Origin of the sequence: Burkholderia arboris, assembly GCF_038723655.1 — a bacterium.
Classification (GTDB): Bacteria; Pseudomonadota; Gammaproteobacteria; order Burkholderiales; family Burkholderiaceae; genus Burkholderia; species Burkholderia arboris.
Window position 1 is genome coordinate 398333 of sequence record NZ_CP109822.1, and the last position, 21050, is coordinate 419382.

Genomic DNA, 21050 nt, shown 5'->3' on the forward strand with positions numbered 1-21050 from the left:
GGAGCCTATCTGCCATGAGCAATCCCCCCATCATCCGACGCATCACCGATATCACGCCTGCCGAGGACGCCATCCGGAGCAAGCAGCGGGAAGCGCTCGATCCGCTGCTGATCGAGCAATGCAAGGAATGTCCGAAACCCGTTTGGTTCACGGCGTTTTTCGATGGTACCGGCAACAACTACGATGCCGACGGCGGCGGTTCGACGGACGTCAACCGGACCAAGTACAGCAACATCGCCAAGCTCTGGCAGTTTGCGCATGCTGAAGACGACGTGTTTCCTCGTACGTCCCGCAACTACGTGGAGGGCGTTGGTACACCGTGCAGCAAAGTGGGTGACACCGGTAAGGGGCTCGATAACGCGCTCGGTATGGCCGCTGCGCGAAAAGGCGAATTGCGCATCCAATGGATGCTGAACGAACTCGATCGGCACGTGACCCGACACATGCCGGCCGTGAGCCAGATCAATGTGGCCGTGTTCGGCTTCTCGCGCGGCGCGACGGAAGCACGTGCCTTCGTCCGCATGCTGACCCAGAAACTCACCGAGAATATCGGTGGGCGGCTTTGGTGGAACAAGAAGAACATGAAGGGGCATCGTCCCGAACTGGTCGTCTATTTCCTGGGAATTCTCGATACGGTGTCGTCGACGGGCTTTGGTGGCAGCCGCCTCGAAAAGAAGGCGCCGACCCTCGTTCAGCCGATCCTCGGGCCGTTCTTCGGGACGATTGCGGGTGGCGTGTTGCGTGGTCTCGACAAAGGCGGCCATGCAGAGTGGGCGAACGATATCCGCATTCCGGGCTACGTGCGGCAGTGCGTTCACTATGTGGCGTCGCAGGAAGTCCGGGAGAAATTCCCCGGCGATTCGGTGCGCGAGGACCAGATGGTTCCGGGGAACTGCCGCGAGGTGTACTACCCGGGCATGCACTCGGACGTGGGCGGCGGGTACGAGCGCGATTACCAGGAGGGGCGCACCAACGAGCTGGCCAACGTCGCGTTGAACAACCTCTATATCGAGGGATGGAAGGCCGGCGTGCCGTTCCGTTCGCCGCAAGAAGTCATGGCGAGCGCGGGGCAACTGTTCGAGATTTCCAAGGACCTGGAGGCAGCCTGGAACATGTACATGGGCCAGGGCAACGAGAAGCGCGCGGGCGTGGCGCCGAATAGCGACAGGCTCGAACCCCAGATCATCTGGCACATGAATCGCTACTACCAGTGGCGTGCCAGCCGCAGCCGGCGCCTGCACGACGGTCGGCTGAAGCCGCCGGGCGGCGTGAATTCGTACATGGCCACTACCGACAGCGAATGGAACGACGACGCCGAAAGCATCCGCGAGGACGCCGGCGGCTACTTCACGAGCTACGTATCGGAGCAGCACAAGGCCATCGATGCGGCCACGCGGGTCAAGGGCAACTGGCTGGGCGGCATCGATCCCGCGGCACGCGCGACGTTCGACCGGTTCTTCGACCATTACGTGCACGACTCGATTGCCGGGTTCAAGAAACAGATGGATGACGGTCACGTCGGCTTTGCCGAATCGAGCCGCTGGTCGGTCAACCGCCAGTACTTCATGGGCAAACGCGCCCAGAAGTACCTGTACTGGCGCTACGAAGGTGACAAGGCCGAGCATGCCGACACGCGGGTGGCCAAGGCCGATCCGGCCAAACAGAAGGATCCGATGGCGGCCAACGAGCCTCAGCTCGCGAGCAACCAGCCCGCGATGACCGGCGGCGCGCTGCCTGACGCGGCATCGACGGCCTGATGCCGAGCGCGATGCCGTTCGCTACCGCGAACGGTTGACCTGAGGTCGCGGCAGACCGGATCTGCCGCGACACCCCTTTCCCTACCGCAACTGCACCGCCGCGAGAAACAGCACCATGCTGCCGATCGCACCATCCAGCACGCGCCACGCCATCGCCTTGCGGAACCACGGCGCCAGCAATCGCGCCCCGTATCCGAGCCCGAGGAACCACACGACGCTGACCGTCATCGCGCCGATCGCGAACGCGAGCCGCGCGCCTTCCGGCTCGCGCGCGCCGGCCGTGCCGATCAGCAGGAACGTGTCGAGATAGACGTGCGGGTTGAGCCACGTGAACGCGAGGGTCATCAGCACGATCGAGAGCCCGCTCTGCGGCGGCGGCGCGACCGCGTCGCCGCGCACGTCGAGCGTTTCGTGGCCCGGCTTGAACGCACGGCGCAGCGCATTGATGCCGAACCACGCGAGATAGGCGAGGCCGACATACAGCACCGCGTGAACGAAGGCCGGATAGCGCTCGACGAGTACCGATGCGCCGCCGACCCCCGCGCCGATCAGGATCATGTCGGACGCCGCGCACAGCAGCACGATCTTGCCGACATGCGAGCGCATGATGCCCTGACGGAGCACGAACGCATTCTGTGCGCCGATGGTGACGATGAGCGATCCGCACAGGGCGGCGCCGTGGGAGAAAGCGAGCCAGTTCATGATGATGGGCAGCGTTAGAAGCAGTAGACGAATGAATCGGGTAGCGCTAGTCTGCGGTCAGCATGAAGATAAGAGAAGCTAAATCACCTAATGCAGATTAAGGAAATCTAATGCTCGACTACGCGTTGCTCGATGCCCTCGCAGCCGTGATCCGGCACGGTTCGTTCGAGCGGGCGGCCAAGGAGCTGAATGTCACGCCGTCGGCCGTGTCGCAGCGCGTGAAGCTGCTGGAGGAACGGGTTGGCAGCGTGCTCGTCAAGCGCGGGCAGCCGTGCGTCGCGACGACGTCGGGCGCGCTGCTGTGCCGGCACACCGAGCGCGTGCAACTGCTGGAAGCCGAACTGGGCGGCCGGATGCCGGCGCTGCCGGGCCAGATCGCGAGTGCATGGCCGACGTTGCGCGTGGCCGTCAACGACGACAGCGTCGCGACGTGGTTCATCGATGCGGTCGGGCCGTTTTGCACGGAGCGCGAGACATTGCTCGACCTCGTGATCGACGACCAGGATTACACGGCGTCGCGCATTCGCGACGGCAGCGTGCAGGGCGCGGTGACCGCGCAGGCGGAGCCGATCCAGGGATGCCGGTCGGAGCGGCTCGGGCGGATCCGCTATCGCGCGGTGTGCTCGCCGGCGTTTTACGAACGCTATTTCGGTGCGGGCATCACGCGCGATGCGCTGCGCCGCGCGCCGTGCGTGATGTTCAATCCGAAGGACGGGCTGCAGGCGCGTTTCATCCGGCGCGTGACGCGCGCGGATCTCGATCCGCCGCAGCACTGGATACCGCACGTCGCAGGCTATCTGCGCGCATGCGAAACGGGGTTGGGATGGGGGATGTGCCCGGACCGGATGGTCGATCGCCAACTGGCGGCGGGTGAGCTCGTGGACATGTCGCGCGGGCGGACCATCGACATCGATCTCTACTGGCAGAGCTGGCGTCTGTCGATCGGCTGGCTCGACGATTTCAGCGCGGCGCTGAAGACGCGCGCCGCACTGTTTCTCGATTGATTCGGGATGCGATGCAGGCGGCGCGCGAACCGCGCGCGCCGCGCAGGATCAGACCTGATGCAGGCCGTCGAAGTCGACGATCTGCACGTGGCGGCCCTGCATTTCGATCAGGCCGCGCTTCTGGAACTTGGACAGCGTGCGGCTGACCGTTTCGAGCGTCATGCCGAGATAGCTGCCGATGTCTTCGCGCGTCATCCGCAGGTTGAATTCCGACGGCGAGTACCCGCGCTTCAGGTAACGCGACGAGACGTCGAGCAGGAACGCGGCGACGCGCTCTTCGGCATTCAGCGAACCGAGCAGCATCGTTTGCGACGTTTCGCGCACGATCTGTTCGCTCATCAGCTTGTGCATGCGCAGCTGCATCGAGCCGGCTTCCGAGCACAGGGTCTTCAGCGCGCTGTACGGGATCACGCAGACGGAGCTGTCTTCCAGCGCGACCGCGGTGCGCGGATGGGCATCGTCGCAGATGCCGTCGAGGCCGAGCGCTTCACCGGCAAGATGCAGGCCCGTGACTTGTTCGCGGCCGTCATGGCGCGTCGCGACGGTTTTCAGCGAACCCGAGCGCACGGCATACAGGTTGTCGAATGCGTCGCCTTCGCGGAACAGCGCTTCACCGCGCTTCACGGGGCGCGCTGCGCAGATGACCGACTCGAGGCGACTGAGTGCTTCAGGTGCCAGGCCCTGCGGCATGCACAGGTGCCGCATTGCGCACGACGAGCAGTGCGCGGCCTGGCGAGGAGCCCAGCTACCGGCATGAGGCGTGGCGGCGGGACGTGTGGCGACGGGCGTCAGCATGATCGTTTACTCCGGCGTTGAATCGACGGAATCATTGTCCCACCGCAAGTTGCCGCTGTCGGGTGACAAAACGTCGCGACCGGTGGCGCCTGCCGGATGGCGTTCAGGCGGCCTGTTCGTCGACGTTCGCGGCCGCCGGAATCAACAGCACGGGCAGCGTCGCGTGCCGCACGCATTGTTCGGCGATGCTGCCGAGCACGAGCCGGCGGAACCCGCGGCGGCCGTGCGTGCCGAGCACGAGCAGATCGGCGCCGAACGCTGTTGCGCCGTCGAGGATCAGCGACGAGACATCGTTGAGCGACGTCGCTTCGTTCAGCCGCGTTTCGCCCTTCACGCCGGCTGCCTGCATCAGCTTCGAGAAATCCCGAGCGAGTTCGTTGCCCTGTGCGACGAGCTGATCGCGCAGCACGGAAGGATCGTAGCCGGGCACGTTGTAGTAGATCGCGGCGTTCTCGACGACGTAGAACGGCTGCAGCTCGGCGCCGTGCGCTTTCGCGAGCGCCAGTGCTGCATCGAACGCATGGCGGGACGTGTCGCTGCCGTCGACGGCAACCAGAATACGCTTGTACATAGTGTCTCCGAGTGGCGGGTTGAAACGAAGTCGGCCGGATGGCCGATCAGGCTGGGCAATGCGCAATGCTGCGAGGCAGAGTAAACCAACGGCGGGGACTTTGCAGCGAGGTGCCCGTCGGGTCGCGTGGTCGCATCGCGTCTGTTGCAGCGGCGAACGGCCATGCGCGCGGCGCATGCTGCACCGCGCGAGATGTGGCGCGTGGCTGGATCGATGCCGCTGTTCGCGCCGGCGGCGGAGCGCAGATGCACGCAGCGACGTGATGCGTTGCGTGGGTACGCGCATCGACCGTGCGCGACCGGCACATCGATGCACCGCACGCATCGCCATTCAATCGCAACTGCGCCGTTTCGACATGACTTCGATCAACGCAACGGCATCGGCACGATGTGCGGCATGCATGAAACCGTCGACGCCGATGCGTGAAATCGTTCACTCGAGCGTCGGTCGCGCGCGCCGACCCGTCGGCATCGGTCGTCGACCGGTGCCGCTCCGCAAACGAACGACCGATTCAAACGCCCGGCTGGCTCGGCACGGCCGTCAGCTCGATGATGCGTTCCGGCCGCCGTCCGTGGCCGGGCCAGTACGTGCTGCCGTACATCCTGTGAACGGGGCCGAACCACGCATCGCCGGGCGACGGCGCGTCGAAGCCTTTCTCGACCACCATGTAGCCCGCGCGCAGTGCGAACGCCGGGTGGTTGCCGCCGGGGCGGCTGTCGAAACCGGCGAAGCCGTCGCCGGCTTCCGGCATCGCGTTGACGAGCGAGGCGTTGCTGCCCGTGATCTGGTCGGGCGAGAACGGCCCGCCGCCGGCGAGGCGCGACGCTTCGCGATTTTTGCCGTCGGTGTCGACCGTGCTGTCGTGCGTGTCGTCGTTGTCGAGCTCGATGCTGCGCGGACGTACACGACCTGTTTGACCGGATGATTCCATCGCGGCTCTCCTGGCGGCGAAACGCTCCGGATCGAAGCAAATCCCGTTCCGGGCACGACGGGAAAAGGCGCGCGGGCGATCGCCGCGGTCGCGCGACGCGCACTGATTTGTCATGATTTATTTCAGCTAGAAGACGCGTTTTCTACAGAGTATGATTCTTTTCCTGCGAAGCGGCGACAGGGGATGAAGTCTCGCCGCCTCTGCCCGCGCCGGGGCGCCGCAGCACCCTTAAAGACGGGTAGTGAACAACAAAGCAAGGGACTAGAGGTGGCGGATTCATGCAAGCGACTACTGCCTTCACGCACCGCGGTTATCTGTTGAACTGCGCGCCCGCGCGCGCCAGCGATGGTTCGTTCAAACCCTACGTCGTGATCTCCCGATCGAGCGACGGGGAACTCGTTGCGAACCGTTTTTTCCCGATCGAGCTCCAGTTCAACGACGAAGGCGACGCAATCGCGCACGCACGCGACTGGGCCGTGCGATGGATCGACGCGAGCAGCATCACGATGTGACGCCGCCGCGCTCGCGCAGCGCCGGCCGTCCGGCCGATCCCCGGTGTACCGCTCCGGGACAAAAAACGCGGTAATCTTGTGGAACCCGTCACTTTATTAGCGGCCGTGCGACCGAGCGCGGTCGCCTGCATTGGCATATGTCGACATCACCCGTCCGTCAGTGGGACCTCGAAGAAATCGTTGCCGGCTTGCGCGAGTCGCGCGAGGAACTCCATCGCACGCGCCATCCGCGCGGCATCCGCGAACTGCCGTCGCGCGATGCGATCTGCAAGATTGTGACCGGTCTGCGCGCGTCGATGTTTCCGACGCATTACGGCGCGCCGGACCTGACCGACGAAAGCGTCGACTACTACGTCGGCCACACGCTCGAAAGCACGTTGCGCATCCTGTCCGAGCAGATCCGCCGTGCGCTGCCGTTTCTGCCCGAACATGCCGATACGCCGTTCGCCGAGCTCGACGAACGTGCGTTCGAGATCGCGCGCGAATTCGGCCGGCAGTTGCCGGCGGTTCGCGCGCTGCTCGTCAGCGACATCCAGGCCGCGTACGCGGGCGATCCGGCCGCGCAGCACATCACCGAGATCCTGTTGTGCTACCCCGGCGTGCTCGCGATGATGCACCACCGGCTCGCGCATGCGCTGCACCAGCTCGGCGTGCCGCTGCTCGCGCGATTCATCAATGAAATCGCGCACTCGGCCACCGGCATCGACATCCACCCGGGCGCGCAGATCGGCCCGAGCTTCTTCATCGACCACGGCACCGGTGTCGTGATCGGCGAAACCGCGATCATCGGCGAGCGCGTGCGCGTGTACCAGGCCGTCACGCTCGGCGCGAAGAGTTTCCCGGCCGATGGCGAAGGCGCGCTGGTGAAGGGCAATGCCCGGCACCCGATCGTCGAGGACGACGTGGTGATCTATGCGGGTGCGACGATTCTCGGCCGCGTGACGATCGGGCGCGGCTCGGTGATCGGCGGCAACGTGTGGCTCACGCACAGCGTGCCGGCCGGCACGAGCGTCGCGCAGGGCAAGGTCCGCGAAGGCGGGAGCGCCGAGAAGCCGTAATGCGGCGGGCGGCGGCGCGCCCGGTTCGCGCGGGCGCGTGCCGTGCGTCAGTGCTTGCCGGCGGGCGAGCGGTGCTTGTACAGCACGTCCTGGTCGACGCGGATCAGGTTCTGCCCCGCATCCACAACGAAATCCACGCCGTTGTACGCATTGCCCGTCAGCAGCAGGATCGCGCTCGCGACGTCGTCGGGGCCGGCGATGCGCGCGAGCGGCGTCGACGCGCGGCTCGCGTGTTCGAAGTCGGCCTGCGTCTGGTCGTCGCTCGGCAGCATCAGCCCGGGGAATACGGCATTCACGCGCAGCACCGGCGCGGACGACAGCGCGAGCATCTGCGTGAGGTTGCCGAGCGCGGCCTTCGCGACCGTGTAGCTGAAGTGGTCGCGATGAAAGTTTTCCTTGATCTTCTGGTCGACCACATTCACGACGACACCCTGCGTGCCGGCCGCACGCGCCCGTTCGTAGAACGCGCGCGTGAGCAGGATCGGCGCACGGCAGTTGACGGCCCACGCCTGGTCGAACGCCGCGAGGTCGAAGCTCGGGAAATGGTCCTGCCAGAACACCGACGCGTTGTTGACCAGCACGTCGAGGCGCCCGAAGCGCGCATACACCTGGTCGATCAGCGCGGTGATCTGTGCGGCATCCGACAGGTCGGCCTGCAGCGCGACCGCATCGTGCCCGCGTTCGGCGATCGCGCGGGCGGCCGCTTGCGCGGCATCGGCCGAACGATCGTAATGCACCGCGGTGCGATACCCATGCTTCGCGAAATACTCGGCGAACGCGCGCCCGGCCCGGCGCGCGGCGCCGGTCACGAGCACGACGGGCGCGTGCGCCGCTTGCTTCGTCTGCGCCATCAGGTATTCGTCAGGTTGACTGAAGAAGGATTGGCGACGATCGACAGGAATTCGCGCCGCGTCGACGGATCGGTGCGGAACGTGCCGAGCATGCGCGACGTGACCATTTCAACGCCCGGCTTGTGCACGCCGCGCGTCGAGATGCACTGGTGCGCGGCTTCGAGGATCACGCCGACACCCTTCGGCTGCAGCACGTCGAACAGCGTATCGGCGATCTGCACGGTCATCTTTTCCTGGATCTGCAGGCGCTTCGCGAATGCGTCGACGAGGCGCGCGAGCTTCGAGATACCGACCACGCGATGGTTCGGCAGATACGCGACGTGCGCGCGGCCGATGATCGGCACCATGTGGTGCTCGCAGTAGCTCTCGAAGCGGATGTCCTTCAGCACGATCATCTCGTCGTAACCGTCGACTTCGCTGAACGTGCGCGCGAGGATGTCGCGCGGCTCCAGCGCATAGCCGGCGAAGAACTGCTCGTATGCACGCACGACGCGTGCGGGCGTATCGATCAGGCCTTCGCGGGCGGGATCGTCGCCGGCCCAGCGCAACAGCACGCGGACGGCGTCTTCTGCTTCTTCGCGGCTCGGCCGGGATGCGGCCGGCTCGGTCACTGCGGATTTCTTACCCTTACCCATGTAGTGGCTCCATCGAAGGCCGCCAGCGGCGGCGGATATCCGGCCATTGTTTCATGCTTTCGCGGGTCGTGCGTGCGGGCTGCCGCTCGCCCTTCGTCACTTCGGCCATTCGTCCTGCTCGTCGTTGAACAGCGACGCGACGACGCCGCGCAGCCACGCGGTGCGCGGATCGTTGTGGTACTTGCGATGCCAGTGCTGTTTCAGGTCGAAGCGCGGCAGGGCGAGCGGCGGCTCGACGGGCACGATGAACGCGTGCTCGGCCGCATACGCATAGCCGATCGCGTGCGGCACCGTCGCGATCAGGTCGGTGCGGCTCAGGATGAACGGCAGGCTCATGAAGTGCGGCGTCTCGAGCACCGCGCGGCGCTGCATGCGCTGCTTCGCCAGATATTTCTCGAGCACCTCCTGGCTGCGGCCTTCGGCGCGCACCACCGCGTGCCCGCACGCGAGGAACTGCTCGACCGTGAACGGCGGCGCCTGCTCGAACGGATGGCCGCGCCGCATCAGGCACACGAACCGGTGCGTGAACAACCGCTGCTGGAAGAAGTTGTTGCCGTCGAGGTCGGGGAAGTAGCCGACCGCGAGATCGATCGACCCGGCTTCGAGGCCACGCCCGACTTCGTCGTGGGCGAGCGAGACCGAACGCAGGTTCGCATGCGGTGCGCGTGTCGCGAAAGCCTGTAGCAGCTTCGGCAGGAACACGATTTCGCCGACGTCCGACAGCGCGATCGAGAACGTATGCGTGCTCTCGGCCGGATCGAAGTCGTGCGGCGCGACGAGGCCGCGCTCGATCTGCGCGAGGGCATCGCGGGCGGCCGGCAGCAGCGCGAGCGCGCGCGGCGTCGGCTCCATCCCGCGCGACGTGCGCACGAACAGCGGATCGCCGAAATACTCGCGCAGCCGGCCGAGCGCGGTGCTCACGCGCGGCTGGCTCACACCGAGCAGGTCGCCCGCGCGGCTCACGTTGCGGGTGTCGTCGAGCGCGACGAGGTAGGGAATCAGGTTCAGATCGAGCGTATCCATCGCCGGTCCAGTATCGTCAAAACGTATACAACATATCTCCTGAATCGCGTTGCCGCATAGTCGGGAAAGCGCTCAAATGTGTTCGACGATTCGAATTAATGTTCAGGAGACGAACAATGCGCACCCAAGTCGCGATCATCGGCGCCGGGCCGTCCGGCCTTTTGCTGTCCCATCTGCTGCGCCTGCAAGGCGTCGATTCCATCCTCGTCGAAGCGCGTTCGCGCGAATACTGCGAGAACCGCATCCGCGCCGGCGTGCTGGAGCAGGGCACGGTCGACACGCTGAACGAAGCCGGTCTCGGCGACCGGATGCGCCGCGAAGGGCTCGAACATCACGGCATCGAACTGCTGTTCGACGGCCAGCGCCATCGCATCGACCTGTCCGAACTGACCGGCGGGCGCGCGATCACCGTCTACAGCCAGCACGAAGTCGTGCGCGACCTGATCGCGGCCGGCGTCGAGCATGGCCATTCGATGCATTTCGAAGTCAGCGATGTCGCGCTGCACGACGTCGAAGGCGAGCATCCGTTCGTCACGTTCAAGCACGCGGACGGCCGCGCCGACCGCATCGACTGCGACTACGTCGCCGGCTGCGACGGCTTCCACGGCATCGCGCGCCAGACGATCCCGGCCGAACGGCTGAATACGTTCGAGCGCGTCTACCCGTTCGCCTGGCTCGGCATCCTCGCCGACGCGGCGCCGTCGCTCGACGAACTCGTGTACGCGCATCACGACAACGGCTTCGCGCTGTTCTCGATGCGCTCGCCGACGGTCACGCGCCTGTACCTGCAGTGCAAGCCGGACGAGGACCTGGCCGAATGGTCCGACACGCGGATCTGGGATGAACTGCACACGCGCTTCTCGAACGATACCGGCTGGACGCCGACCGAGGGCCGGATCACGCAGAAGAGCGTGACGCCGATGCGCAGTTTCGTGTCGGAGACGATGCAGCACGGACGCCTGTTCCTCGCCGGCGACGCCGCGCACATCGTGCCGCCGACCGGCGCGAAGGGGATGAACCTCGCGGTGGCCGACGTCCGCGCGCTGTCCCGCGCGCTCGGCGCGCGCTACCGGACGGGCGACGCGACGCCGCTCGACACGTATTCGGCGACCTGCCTCGAACGCGTGTGGCGCGCCGAGCACTTCTCGTACTTCATGACGAACATGCTGCACGCGTCGCCGGACGATTCGCCGTTCGTCAATCGCCTGAAGTTTGCCGAGCTGAAATACGTGACGCGCTCGCGGGCCGCCGCGCAGTCGCTCGCCGAAAACTATGTCGGCCTGCCGTTCGACGACGCGACGGCCCCCGAGGGAACCCGCCTTGACAACGCGCTGTGCGCGACTCTATGATCGGCCCATCGTTCGCTAATCGAATCTAGGTTCTAATAGCGAACAAATACCGGGATCGACATCGGCCCCGGCGCGGCACGCGGCACGCGCGTGTCCCCTCGACAGGCCGCGCATCGAGCCGCGGGTTCGTATCAGGAAGAGACATGGTCAACAAGATTTTCGAATCGCTCCAGTCGGCGGTGGCCGACATCCACGATGGCGCGACAATCATGATCGGCGGCTTCGGCACGGCCGGCATGCCGTCCGAGCTGATCGACGCGCTGATCGCACAGGGCGCGCGCGACCTGACGATCGTCAACAACAACGCGGGTAACGGCGAGACCGGCCTCGCGGCGCTGCTGAAGGCGAAGCAGGTGCGCAAGATCATCTGCTCGTTTCCGCGCCAGAGCGATTCGCAGGTGTTCGACGGGCTGTACCGCGCGGGCGAGATCGAGCTGGAACTCGTGCCGCAGGGCAATCTCGCGGAGCGCATCCGCGCGGCGGGCGCCGGCATCGGCGGCTTCTTCACGCCGACGGGTTACGGCACCAAGCTCGCGGAGGGCAAGGAAACGCGCGTGATCGACGGCAAGCCGTACGTGTTCGAGACGCCGATCCATGCCGATTTCGCGCTCGTGAAGGCGTACAAGGGCGATCGCTGGGGCAACCTCGTGTATCGCAAGACCGCGCGCAACTTCGGGCCGATCATGGCCAGCGCCGCGAAGGTCGCGATCGTGCAGGTGTCGGAAGTCGTGCCGCTCGGTGCGCTGAACCCGGAACACATCGTGACGCCGGGCATTTTCGTCCAGCGCGTCGTCGAAGTGCCGCAGGCTGCGCATGCAGCCGAGCTGGCTGCCGAACATGCATCGCAAGCCGCCTGAGGAGACCGAGATGAAACGACTGACCCGCGATGAAATGGCCAAGCGCGTTGCCCAGGACATCCCCGAAGGCGCATACGTGAACCTCGGCATCGGCGTGCCGACGCTGGTGGCGAACCACCTCGACCCGAGCAAGGAAATCTTCCTGCACAGCGAGAACGGCCTGCTCGGCATGGGCCCCGCGCCCGCGCCCGGCGAGGAAGACGACGAACTGATCAATGCCGGCAAGCAGCACGTGACGCTGCTCACCGGCGGCGCGTATTTCCACCATGCCGATTCGTTCGCGATGATGCGCGGCGGCCACCTCGACTACTGCGTGCTCGGTGCGTTCCAGGTGTCGGCGAGCGGCGACCTCGCGAACTGGCACACGGGCGCGCCCGATGCGATTCCGGCCGTCGGCGGCGCGATGGATCTCGCGATCGGCGCGAAGCAGGTGTTCGTGATGATGGAGCACCTGACGAAGCAGGGCGAAAGCAAGATCGTCGCGCAGTGCTCGTATCCGGTCACCGGCGTGCAATGCGTGAGCCGTATCTATACGGATCTCGCGGTGCTCGACGTGACGGCCGACGGCCTCGCTGTGAGCGAGATCTTCACCGACCTGTCGTTCGACGAACTGCAGAAGCTGACCGGCGTGCCGCTGATCGACGCGACGCAGAAGGCCGCTGCGTGAACCGCCGGCGTGCCGCCGCGTGCGCTCGCGCGCAGGCCGGCACGCTTGGGTGGACAATAGGCGCACGCCGTTTCCCCTATCTGATGCCATGCTCGAAGACAGCGCCCGCCTGACCTCCCTCATCTGCGGCACCGAGCCGCTCAACCGGATCTGGTCGCCCCGCGCGACGATCCAGCGGATGCTCGACGTCGAGGCCGCGCTCGCGCGTGCGCTCGCCGCGCAGCAGGTGATTCCCGCCGCCGCGGTCGCGCCGATCGAGCGCGCGTGCGACGCCGGCCGGCTCGACGCCGACGCGCTCGCGCATGGCGCGGCGCTCGGCGGCAATCTCGCGATTCCGCTCGTCAGGCAGCTCACCGCGCAGGTGAAGGCCGACGACCCCGAGGCCGCGAAGTTCGTGCATTGGGGCGCGACGAGCCAGGACATCATCGATACCGCAACCGTGCTGCAGCTGCGCGACACGCTCGACGTGCTGGAGCCGATGCTCGACGAAGCGTGCGCGTCGCTCGCGGCGCTTGCGCGCGCTCATCGCGCGACGCCGATGATCGGCCGCACGTGGCTGCAGCAGGCGCTGCCGATCACGCTCGGCCTGAAATTCGCTCAATGGCTCGATGCGCTGCTGCGTCACCGCGCGCGTTTCGCCGAATTGCGCGAGCGCGTGCTCGTGCTGCAGTTCGGCGGCGCGGCCGGCACGCTCGCGAGCCTGCGCGAGCAGGCGGCGGGCGTGACGGCTGCACTCGCGGCCGACCTGAGGCTCGCGGCGCCGGCCGTGCCGTGGCACACGCAGCGCGACCGCATCGCGGAAGCCGCGTCCTGCTTCGGCATGCTGACGGGCACGCTCGGCAAGATCGCGCGCGACGTGTCGCTGCAGATGCAGACCGAAGTCGGCGAGCTCGGCGAACCGGCCGCCGCCGGCAAGGGCGGCTCGTCGACGATGCCGCACAAGCGCAACCCGGTCGGCTGCGCGGCCGTGCTGACCGCCGCAGTGCGCGCACCGAACCTCGTTGCGACCGTGTTCGCGGGGATGGTGCAGGAACACGAGCGCGCGCTCGGCGGCTGGCAGGCCGAATGGGATGCGCTGCCCGACCTCGCGCGCCTGACGGGCGGCGCGCTCGCGCAGATCGCGCAGATCGTCGCGGGCCTCGACGTCAATACCGAACGCCTCGCCGCGAACCTCGACCTGACGCACGGCCTGATCCTCGGCGAAGCCGTGATGCTTGCGCTCGGCGACCGCATCGGCCGGCTCGACGCACACCATGTCGTCGAGCACGCATCGAAGGAAGCCGTGCGCACCGGCGCGACGCTGTTCGACGTGCTCGCCGCCGACGCGACCGTGTCGGCCCACCTGTCGCGCGACGCGCTCGCGCGGCTGCTCGATCCCGCACATTACGTCGGCGAGGCGCAGGCCTATGTCGACGCCGTGCTCGCGCTGCATGCGGGCACGACTCAACCAGGAGAACATTGATGCCTTTCGCCACTGTCAACGGCGTGAATCTGCATTACCGGATCGACCGTGCCGCGCGCGCCGACGCGCCGTGGCTCGTCTTCTCGAACTCGCTCGGCGCCGACCTGCAGATGTGGGCGCCGCAGATCCGTCCGCTCACGCAGCACTTCAACATCCTGCGCTACGACACGCGCGGCCACGGCCACTCCGACGCACCGGCCGGTTCGTACACGATCGAGCAGCTTGCCGGCGACGTGATCGGCCTGCTCGACCACGTCGGCATCGACTGCGCGCATTTCTGCGGGATCTCGATGGGCGGGCTGACGGGCGCCGCGCTCGCCGCGCGCTACCCGTCGCGCATCGTGCGTGCGGTGCTGTCGAATACCGCCGCGAAGATCGGCTCGCCGGAAGTGTGGGCGCCGCGAGCGCAGAAGGCGCGTGCCGAAGGGATGGCCGCGCTCGCCGACGCCGTGCTGCCGCGCTGGTTCACCGATGCATTCGTCGAACGCGAGCCGCGCCTGTTCGACGCGATCCGCGATACGTTCGTGCATACCGACAAGGATGGCTATGCGGCGAACTGCGACGCGCTGAACGCGGCCGACCTGCGCGACGAAGTGAAGGGCATCACGCTGCCGGTGCTCGTCGTGACCGGCGCGAAGGACATGTCGACGCCGCCCGATCAGGGCCGTGCGCTCGCTGCCGCGATTCCCGGCGCGCTGCACATCGAATTCGACGCCGCGCATATTTCGAACATCGAGTGCACCGACGGCTTCAACCGCGCGCTGCTCGATTTCCTCAACGCGTGAGGGCATGGCGATGGACGACCAGGAACGTTACGAAGCAGGGATGAAGGTGCGCCGCGCAGTGCTCGGCGACGCGCACGTCGACCGTTCGATCGAGAACCGCACCGAGGTGACCGACGAATTCCAGAACCTGATCACGCGCTATGCATGGGGCGAGATCTGGACGCGCGACGGCCTGCCGCGCCATACGCGCAGCCTGCTGACCATCGCGATGATGGTCGCGCTGAACCGTGGCGAGGAACTGGCGCTGCACCTGCGCGCCGCGCGCAACAACGGCGTGACGCGCGACGAGATCAAGGAAGTGCTGCTGCAAACCGCGATCTACTGCGGCGTGCCGGCTGCGAACTCCGCATTCCATCTCGCGGACAAGATTTTCAAGGAACAGGACGAGGCCGGTTAAGCAACGGCTGTAGTGCGATCCTGAGTCGGGGCCTGCCGTCGATGGTTGGCGGGCCGTCGACGATGAATGAACGCGCCGGCAGAGTATCGGCGCGCGGCGCACCGGATGGCCGGTGCGCGAACAAAGGCAAGACGCGGTTCCGAGGCCGCGTCGCTTATAAACATACTGGCTTTGCATGGGGCTGGAGCAAGCGCTGAAGCGCGCACTCCGGTCGACCGCGAAGCATGGGATCCAGGCAAGCGCTAAAGGGCCAACCTGGATCCACACAGGAGACTAGCGATGAATCGCACACCCGTGGTCGATGTCCAGACCTTCATCAACGAGCAGCCGTTCGGCGGCTTTCAATGGCTCGTGTTCCTCATGTGTTTCGTGATCGTGCTGCTCGACGGTTTCGATACGGCCGCGATCGGCTTCATCGCACCGTCGCTGCTCGGCGAATGGAACCTGACCAAACCCGATCTCGCACCGGTGCTGAGCGCCGCGCTGTTCGGCCTCGCGTGCGGTGCGCTCGTGTCGGGCCCGCTGTCCGACCGGCTCGGCCGCCGCTCGTTGCTGCTCGGCTCGGTGTTCCTGTTTGGCGTTGCATGCCTGATGTCCGCCTTTTCGAACACAATCGGACACCTGACGATCCTGCGCTTCATCACCGGCGTCGGACTCGGCGCGGCGATGCCGAACGCGGTCACGATGATGGGCGAGTTCTGCCCGGACAAGCGCCGCGCGACCGTGATCAACCTGATGTTCTGCGGGTTCCCGCTCGGCGCGGCGTTCGGCGGTTTCCTGGCCGCGTGGATGATTCCGCATTTCGGCTGGCGCAGCGTGCTGATGCTCGGCGGCGTGACACCGCTGCTGCTCGGCGTGCTGTTGCTGCTGAAGATGCCGGAATCGGTGCGCTTCATGGTCGCGAGCGGCCAGCAGGTGGACAAGATCCGCGCCACGCTCGCACGCATCTCGCGCGACGCGCTGAACGCCGGCTCGTTCGCGATGACCGAAGCCGCGCCGCAGACGGGCAGCAAGGGTCTCGGCGTCGTGCTGTCGCGCTCGTACATCGTCGGCTCGGTGATGCTGTGGCTCGCGTACTTCATGGGCCTCGTGATCTTCTACGCGTCGATCAACTGGATGCCGATCCTGCTGAAGGATGCGGGCCTGACGCCGAAGAGCGCGACGCTGATCTCGGCGCTGTTCCCGCTCGGCGGCGTGGGCGCCGTGTTGTGCGGCGTGCTGATGGACCGCTTCAACGCGAACCGCGTGATCGCCGTGTGCTATGCGCTGACGGCGGTGAGCGTGTATGCGATCGGGCAGGCGGCCGGCAACGTCGGGCTGCTCGTGCTGGTCGTGTTCGTGGCCGGCGTGCTGATGAACACCGCGCAATCGTCGATGCCGGCGCTGGCCGCTGCGTTTTATCCGACGGAAGGGCGTGGCACTGGTGTCGCGTGGATGCTCGGCGTCGGCCGCTTCGGCGGGATCGCGGGGTCGTTCCTCGTCGCCGAACTGACGCGCCGGCACTTCTCGTTCGCGGGCGTGTTCGCGACGATCGCCGTTGCGGGCTTGCTCGCGTGCATCGCGTTGCTGATCAAGCAGATGGCGCGGCCGCATGGTGTCGCGCAGCCGGCAGGCAAGATCGAGTCGCTCGGGCATTGAGCGAAGCGCGGGCCGGTGCGCTGCGCCGGCCCGCCGATACGGCAGCCATCGGGCCGCCGGCTATTCTTCCGCGTCGTGTTGCTTCACGAAGTTGCGCAGATACGCGCGCAGCGCGGCTTCCCGGCTGCGATGATCGGCGAGGTTCGCGGCGCCCATCTCTTCCTCTTCACCGAACATCGTCGGCGGCGCGCAGTAGGTGCCGATCTCGATGTCTTCGCGCAGCACACGAATCTCGTGCGTGAGCGGGTGATACTCGGCGATCCAGTGCATCCCCTCGATGTGTTCACCCGCCCTCAGCAGTGGCTTCATCGGCACTCTCCCGGCAGCAGCGGCGCAACCGGCGAAACGGTGGCGCGCGCTCGTAACAAAAGGGTACGCCTGCATCGGGCGAATCTCAACGGGCGCGCGGTGAGCGTTCACTACGCCAGCAGGTGCGCGATCAGCGGATACAGCGACAGGATCAGCAGTACGGCCATCGTCACGTTGAAGATGCGCAGCGCGCGGGGGTTCGACAGGAAGCGGCGCAGGCCGAGGCCGAACGCGGCCCACAGGCAGATGCACGGGAAGCCGATCAGGATGAACACGACGGACATCCACGCGGCGTTCATCCCGTAGTCGGCGGACAGGCGGACCGTCGTCGCGGCGGTCAGCACCATCATCCAGGCCTTCGGGTTGACCCACTGGAATGCGGCGGCTTCGACGAACGTCATCGGCCGTGGCTTGGCGCCGTGCGCCTTCACTTCGCCCGACGTGCCGATGCGCCACGCGAGGTACAGCAGATACGCGACGCTTGCGGCTTCGAGGATCGTGTACAGCAGCGGCAGGCGCTTGAACGCTTCGCCGAGGCCGAAGCCGACGCAGAGCATCAGGATCGCGACGCCGATGCTGATGCCGAACAGGTGCGGCATCGTGCGGCGGAAGCCGAAGTTGACGCCGGATGCGAGCAACATCGTGTTGTTCGGGCCGGGCGTGATCGATGTGACGAGCGCGAAGAGCATGCCGGCGGGCAATGCGCTCAAGGTGAGGAATTCCATCGCGGATTCTCCGTTCGGTTCGAGGCTGGGATGGAGATCAGTTTAGCGACGGTTCTCTGTACAGTACCGGTACAGTTGGATTGACGATTGCCGGTACGGGGGAGGTGGGGGCGGAAGGGCTTGTCGGCGGTTGTTGAGGACCGGCAATGAAGAGGCGATTCAACGAAGATGGTATGAACGCGCCCCGTCCCAGGCCATCGGGCAGGAAGGCTGGCGGCCGCCATGCCCAGATTTTGATGACGGTAGCGTTGCCTGGGGGGGGCGGGCCGATCATGGCCCTGACATGAGATAGCGCTTGCACGGCCGTGGTATAGGGCGCATTCTCGTGAGGTTCGATGCGCGCGACCGACGGTTTTGCTTCGACTCCTTACGCTTCCCCCTGTCCGCAAGCTACGCAGAAGGCTCACCACGACGATCCCGCGCGCGAACGTCGAAGCTGCGAACTTCGCGCGTCAACCGAGCCTCCGTCCGAGGTTCGATCCGGCAGTTCCGTGCGCGAGAGATGCCGTCGGCCGCAAGCCCGCGGGTCGTCGTCCGCTCCTCGTCTGGGGCGGGCGACGACGAAACTCAGTCACCGCGACGGTCCTGAAACTTGAATTTCTTCTTTTGGGATCCGGCATGCCTAAGCAAACTGAACTGAACCCAGACACGCCCGCCAGGCAAGGCGATTACGTTGACGTGAAAAAGGCGCGCGCCTTGGCACTGAAGCGCGCGGACAGCGAGCGCGCCGAGAAGCGGCGCGAAAATGACGCCCGAATTAATGTCAACGCGAGCAAGTGGCGTTATATCTGTCAGGAGGGTTAGATGGGGAATAGCGCCGTAACACTCAACTTTCCCAATCCCAGCCGCACCTACGACGCTTCCAGACACTGTGTGTGCTTCTGGGGTTACGACAATTCTCGCGAGATTACCTTTCTGGTCGACGATGCGATGCTGGCGAAACTGAACTCCGACATGGGTTCCGGCGAGCCCGCCTTGCTTGCGGCCTTCGACCGCAATCGCGACCGGATTCTGGGACTTGCCAGAGACCTTTACAAGGGGGGGCCCCAGAACCGGTACACGATCTCGTGAGCGTGGCCCCCGTTTGCGCGTGCACCCCATGCGCGGCTTCTTTCTGACCTGCACTCGCCGCGCGTGCGGGTATTCCGGGTCTGAGGGGACATGGATCGGTCAAGGCGTGCGGTGCTTGATTATCACGAACGCAGCAAGCACCGTCTCAACTTCTACGCTCCTGGCCCTGGGGGGCTCGACTGGGCAACCCAGCCGGATTCGTTTCGCGTATTTCACGGCGCTCCGCGCGTTGCTCTGCCGTTGGCCGCGGACACTCTGGCCACCTGCTACAACGCGTTACGCTGCGGCACCCTGCCGCCCACGCAGGGATTCGATCTATCCACTCTGGCAATCCTGTTCGAACTCTCGCTTGGCTTGTCGGCGTGGAAATCCTTTGGTGCCCAGCGGTGGGCACTGCGCTGCAACCCTTCGAGCGGAAATCTGCATCCGACCGAGGGCTATCTTCTGTGTCCGGCTCTGCCCGGCTTGCCCGCAGGCGTCTACCACTACCTGAGCCGGGATCATGCGCTTGAACATCGCGCTTCAGTGGACGAGCCACGATGGAACGAGGCGTTTTCTGAAAGTGGTGTCCTGGTCGGCATAAGCTCGATCCACTGGCGCGAGGCATGGAAATACGGCATGCGCGCCTGGCGCTACTGCCAGCAGGATTGCGGCCATGTCATCGCTGCGATGAGTTACGCAGCCGCAGCGCTCGGCTGGCAGACGCGGTTGATGGAGTCGGTTGCGGATGATGCGGTGGCCGGCTTGCTTGGAGTGGACCGCCGCGAAGATTTCAGGGAAGCCGAAACGGAGGCGCCGGATCTTTTGCTCTGGATTGGTAACCCTGACACGCGGCCCGATCTCGAGAGCATGCTGATCGCTTTGGACGGCGCACAGTGGCACGGACGCGCCAATCGACTGAGTTCGGGACATGTGGCCTGGCCGGACATCGATTCGATTCATCGCGCCACCCACAAGCCCCACACTCGCGAACCACCCTCGCCACCGCATCCGGAGCAGTGTCCAGCGCCGGCGACGCCAACCCTCGATCTCAGCTTCGCCCGAATCGCCAGACAGCGTCGCAGCGCCGTGAATTTCGATGGCACGACGCGCATCAGCGACGCGACTTTATTCAGCATGCTGGCGTGCTTGCTGACACATCCCGACACGCCGCCGTGGAATGCGCTGATGTCTCCTGCCGCAGTGCATGCGGCGCTGTTGGTGCACCGCGTCGACGGGCTGGAGCCGGGCCTGTATATGCTCGTCAGGACACCGGGCGCACTGCCGGATCTCAAGCGATCTCTGCGTCCCGAATGGTTGTGGCAAAAGATCGGGCCGGACCATCTGCCGCTCTATCTTCTACTGCCGTACGATTTGTGCGCGGCGGCAAAGTTGATTTGCTGCCATCAGGATATCGGTGCCGATTCCTGCTTTGCGCTTGGAATGATCGCGAGATTCGAAATCGCGTTGAAGCAACCCTGGCGTTATCGCCATCTGTTCTGGGAATGCGGCATGCTTGGCCAGGCGCTCTATCTCGAAGCAGAAGCCGCCGGTGTGCGCGCGACGGGGATTGGCTGCTTTTTCGATGATGAGATGCACGCATTGCTCGGCGTGAAGGATCATGTCTGGCAATCCCTGTATCACTTCACCGTCGGTGGCGCGGTGGACGATCCACGCCTGTCGGCATGTCCGCCGTACGAGATTCAGCCTTGATGCGCAAGCCCACGCATCGATCCTGGCGGGGGAATATCCGCGAGGATCGCTCGCTGCCCGGGCATCGCAAGTCATTTCGATGCGATGAACGCCGCGGAAGCGAACCCATGACGCGTGCGTTCGGCTTCTGGCGTCGCCGTGGCCGATCGCTGCGCTCGACCGAACGAAGAAATGTGCCGGAGGATACCCTCCGCACGTGATCGTTTTTCAGAAACAACGACGGTCAAATCGGCCATCGACGAGAGAGCAACTCGCGGCC

24 protein-coding genes are annotated in these 21050 nt (G+C 65.7%); 15 read left to right on the forward strand and 9 right to left on the reverse strand.

What is annotated here, in order from left to right:
• The first annotated feature begins 14 nt into the window (after positions 1-14).
• The gene (locus OHZ10_RS18945; RefSeq protein WP_174991750.1) at positions 15-1757 is read left to right on the forward strand and encodes a T6SS phospholipase effector Tle1-like catalytic domain-containing protein; all 1743 of its coding nucleotides are present in this window, start codon (positions 15-17) and stop codon (positions 1755-1757) included.
• 81 nt (positions 1758-1838) lie between these two features.
• Here OHZ10_RS18945 and OHZ10_RS18950 read toward each other — a convergent pair whose 3' ends face one another.
• Positions 1839-2459, reverse strand: a complete 621-nt coding sequence (locus OHZ10_RS18950; protein ID WP_059238194.1) for a LysE/ArgO family amino acid transporter — start codon at positions 2457-2459, stop codon at positions 1839-1841.
• Between the two features lie 110 nt (positions 2460-2569).
• On the opposite strand from OHZ10_RS18950, the gene OHZ10_RS18955 reads away from it, so the two are divergent.
• A complete protein-coding gene (locus OHZ10_RS18955) occupies positions 2570-3463 on the forward strand; it encodes a LysR family transcriptional regulator ArgP (protein WP_059238193.1) in 894 nt (297 codons plus the stop codon).
• A 48-nt stretch (positions 3464-3511) separates the two neighbouring features.
• Here the strand turns inward: OHZ10_RS18955 and fnr are convergent, their stop codons facing one another.
• Both fnr and OHZ10_RS18965 read right to left on the reverse strand, forming a co-directional pair.
• Positions 3512-4258, reverse strand: coding sequence for a fumarate/nitrate reduction transcriptional regulator Fnr (gene fnr / locus OHZ10_RS18960; protein WP_059238191.1), 747 nt, complete (start codon positions 4256-4258; stop codon positions 3512-3514).
• Positions 4259-4361: 103 nt separating this feature from the next.
• A complete protein-coding gene (locus tag OHZ10_RS18965) occupies positions 4362-4829 on the reverse strand; it encodes a universal stress protein (RefSeq protein ID WP_059238189.1) in 468 nt (155 codons plus the stop codon).
• A 162-nt stretch (positions 4830-4991) separates the two neighbouring features.
• On the opposite strand from OHZ10_RS18965, the gene OHZ10_RS18970 reads away from it, so the two are divergent.
• Positions 4992-5255 carry a hypothetical protein gene (locus OHZ10_RS18970; protein ID WP_059238188.1) on the forward strand — a complete coding sequence of 88 codons (264 nt, stop codon included), beginning with the start codon at positions 4992-4994 and terminating at the stop codon, positions 5253-5255.
• Between the two features lie 85 nt (positions 5256-5340).
• Here OHZ10_RS18970 and OHZ10_RS18975 read toward each other — a convergent pair whose 3' ends face one another.
• Positions 5341-5760 carry a DUF3005 domain-containing protein gene (locus OHZ10_RS18975; protein WP_342705548.1) on the reverse strand — a complete coding sequence of 140 codons (420 nt, stop codon included), beginning with the start codon at positions 5758-5760 and terminating at the stop codon, positions 5341-5343.
• A 278-nt stretch (positions 5761-6038) separates the two neighbouring features.
• On the opposite strand from OHZ10_RS18975, the gene OHZ10_RS18980 reads away from it, so the two are divergent.
• Both OHZ10_RS18980 and epsC read left to right on the forward strand, forming a co-directional pair.
• Complete coding sequence (locus OHZ10_RS18980; protein WP_059238184.1) at positions 6039-6272, forward strand: hypothetical protein; 234 nt, start codon at positions 6039-6041, stop codon at positions 6270-6272.
• Between the two features lie 137 nt (positions 6273-6409).
• Complete coding sequence (gene epsC, locus OHZ10_RS18985; protein WP_059238182.1) at positions 6410-7330, forward strand: serine O-acetyltransferase EpsC; 921 nt, start codon at positions 6410-6412, stop codon at positions 7328-7330.
• Between the two features lie 47 nt (positions 7331-7377).
• Here the strand turns inward: epsC and OHZ10_RS18990 are convergent, their stop codons facing one another.
• The 3 genes from OHZ10_RS18990 to OHZ10_RS19000 form a co-directional block, all read right to left on the reverse strand.
• Entirely contained in the window at positions 7378-8181 is an 804-nt protein-coding gene (locus OHZ10_RS18990; protein ID WP_256086997.1) for an SDR family oxidoreductase, read from the reverse strand.
• The gene (gene folE / locus OHZ10_RS18995) at positions 8181-8816 is read right to left on the reverse strand and encodes a GTP cyclohydrolase I FolE (protein ID WP_059238178.1); all 636 of its coding nucleotides are present in this window, start codon (positions 8814-8816) and stop codon (positions 8181-8183) included. The genes OHZ10_RS18990 and folE overlap by 1 nt, the downstream gene beginning before the upstream one ends.
• A gap of 96 nt (positions 8817-8912) precedes the next feature.
• The gene (locus tag OHZ10_RS19000; RefSeq protein WP_059238176.1) at positions 8913-9839 is read right to left on the reverse strand and encodes a LysR family transcriptional regulator; all 927 of its coding nucleotides are present in this window, start codon (positions 9837-9839) and stop codon (positions 8913-8915) included.
• Positions 9840-9955: 116 nt separating this feature from the next.
• Between OHZ10_RS19000 and pobA the strand changes: the two genes are divergently transcribed.
• The 7 genes from pobA (at position 9956) to OHZ10_RS19035 (ending at position 16994) form a co-directional block, all read left to right on the forward strand.
• A complete protein-coding gene (gene pobA, locus OHZ10_RS19005) occupies positions 9956-11188 on the forward strand; it encodes a 4-hydroxybenzoate 3-monooxygenase (RefSeq protein ID WP_174991754.1) in 1233 nt (410 codons plus the stop codon).
• A gap of 143 nt (positions 11189-11331) precedes the next feature.
• Positions 11332-12045, forward strand: coding sequence for a 3-oxoacid CoA-transferase subunit A (locus OHZ10_RS19010; protein WP_059238171.1), 714 nt, complete (start codon positions 11332-11334; stop codon positions 12043-12045).
• 10 nt (positions 12046-12055) lie between these two features.
• A complete protein-coding gene (locus tag OHZ10_RS19015; protein ID WP_059240863.1) occupies positions 12056-12712 on the forward strand; it encodes a CoA transferase subunit B in 657 nt (218 codons plus the stop codon).
• 88 nt (positions 12713-12800) lie between these two features.
• Entirely contained in the window at positions 12801-14174 is a 1374-nt protein-coding gene (locus OHZ10_RS19020) for a 3-carboxy-cis,cis-muconate cycloisomerase (protein WP_059238169.1), read from the forward strand.
• A complete protein-coding gene (gene pcaD, locus OHZ10_RS19025; RefSeq protein WP_059238167.1) occupies positions 14174-14959 on the forward strand; it encodes a 3-oxoadipate enol-lactonase in 786 nt (261 codons plus the stop codon). Before OHZ10_RS19020 ends, pcaD begins: the two co-directional genes overlap by 1 nt.
• 10 nt (positions 14960-14969) lie before the next feature.
• Positions 14970-15356, forward strand: coding sequence for a 4-carboxymuconolactone decarboxylase (gene pcaC, locus OHZ10_RS19030; RefSeq protein ID WP_059240862.1), 387 nt, complete (start codon positions 14970-14972; stop codon positions 15354-15356).
• A gap of 279 nt (positions 15357-15635) precedes the next feature.
• Positions 15636-16994 carry an MFS transporter gene (locus OHZ10_RS19035; RefSeq protein WP_059238166.1) on the forward strand — a complete coding sequence of 453 codons (1359 nt, stop codon included), beginning with the start codon at positions 15636-15638 and terminating at the stop codon, positions 16992-16994.
• Between the two features lie 60 nt (positions 16995-17054).
• On the opposite strand, the gene OHZ10_RS19040 is transcribed toward OHZ10_RS19035, so the two are convergent.
• Both OHZ10_RS19040 and OHZ10_RS19045 read right to left on the reverse strand, forming a co-directional pair.
• Positions 17055-17303, reverse strand: a complete 249-nt coding sequence (locus OHZ10_RS19040) for a hypothetical protein (protein WP_059238163.1) — start codon at positions 17301-17303, stop codon at positions 17055-17057.
• Positions 17304-17413: 110 nt separating this feature from the next.
• The gene (locus OHZ10_RS19045; RefSeq protein WP_059238161.1) at positions 17414-18028 is read right to left on the reverse strand and encodes a LysE family translocator; all 615 of its coding nucleotides are present in this window, start codon (positions 18026-18028) and stop codon (positions 17414-17416) included.
• A 618-nt stretch (positions 18029-18646) separates the two neighbouring features.
• On the opposite strand from OHZ10_RS19045, the gene OHZ10_RS19050 reads away from it, so the two are divergent.
• The 3 genes from OHZ10_RS19050 to OHZ10_RS19060 all read left to right on the forward strand — a co-directional run bounded on the left by OHZ10_RS19050 (position 18647) and on the right by OHZ10_RS19060 (position 20791).
• Positions 18647-18832: a hypothetical protein gene (locus OHZ10_RS19050; protein WP_174993985.1), complete on the forward strand. Its 186-nt coding sequence runs from the start codon at positions 18647-18649 to the stop codon at positions 18830-18832.
• On the forward strand, positions 18833-19099 hold the full coding sequence (locus OHZ10_RS19055) for a DUF1488 domain-containing protein (protein ID WP_174993986.1): 267 nt from the start codon (positions 18833-18835) through the stop codon (positions 19097-19099). It abuts the gene before it with no gap.
• A 111-nt stretch (positions 19100-19210) separates the two neighbouring features.
• A complete protein-coding gene (locus OHZ10_RS19060) occupies positions 19211-20791 on the forward strand; it encodes a SagB/ThcOx family dehydrogenase (protein ID WP_342705549.1) in 1581 nt (526 codons plus the stop codon).
• The last annotated feature ends 259 nt before the right edge of the window (positions 20792-21050 follow it).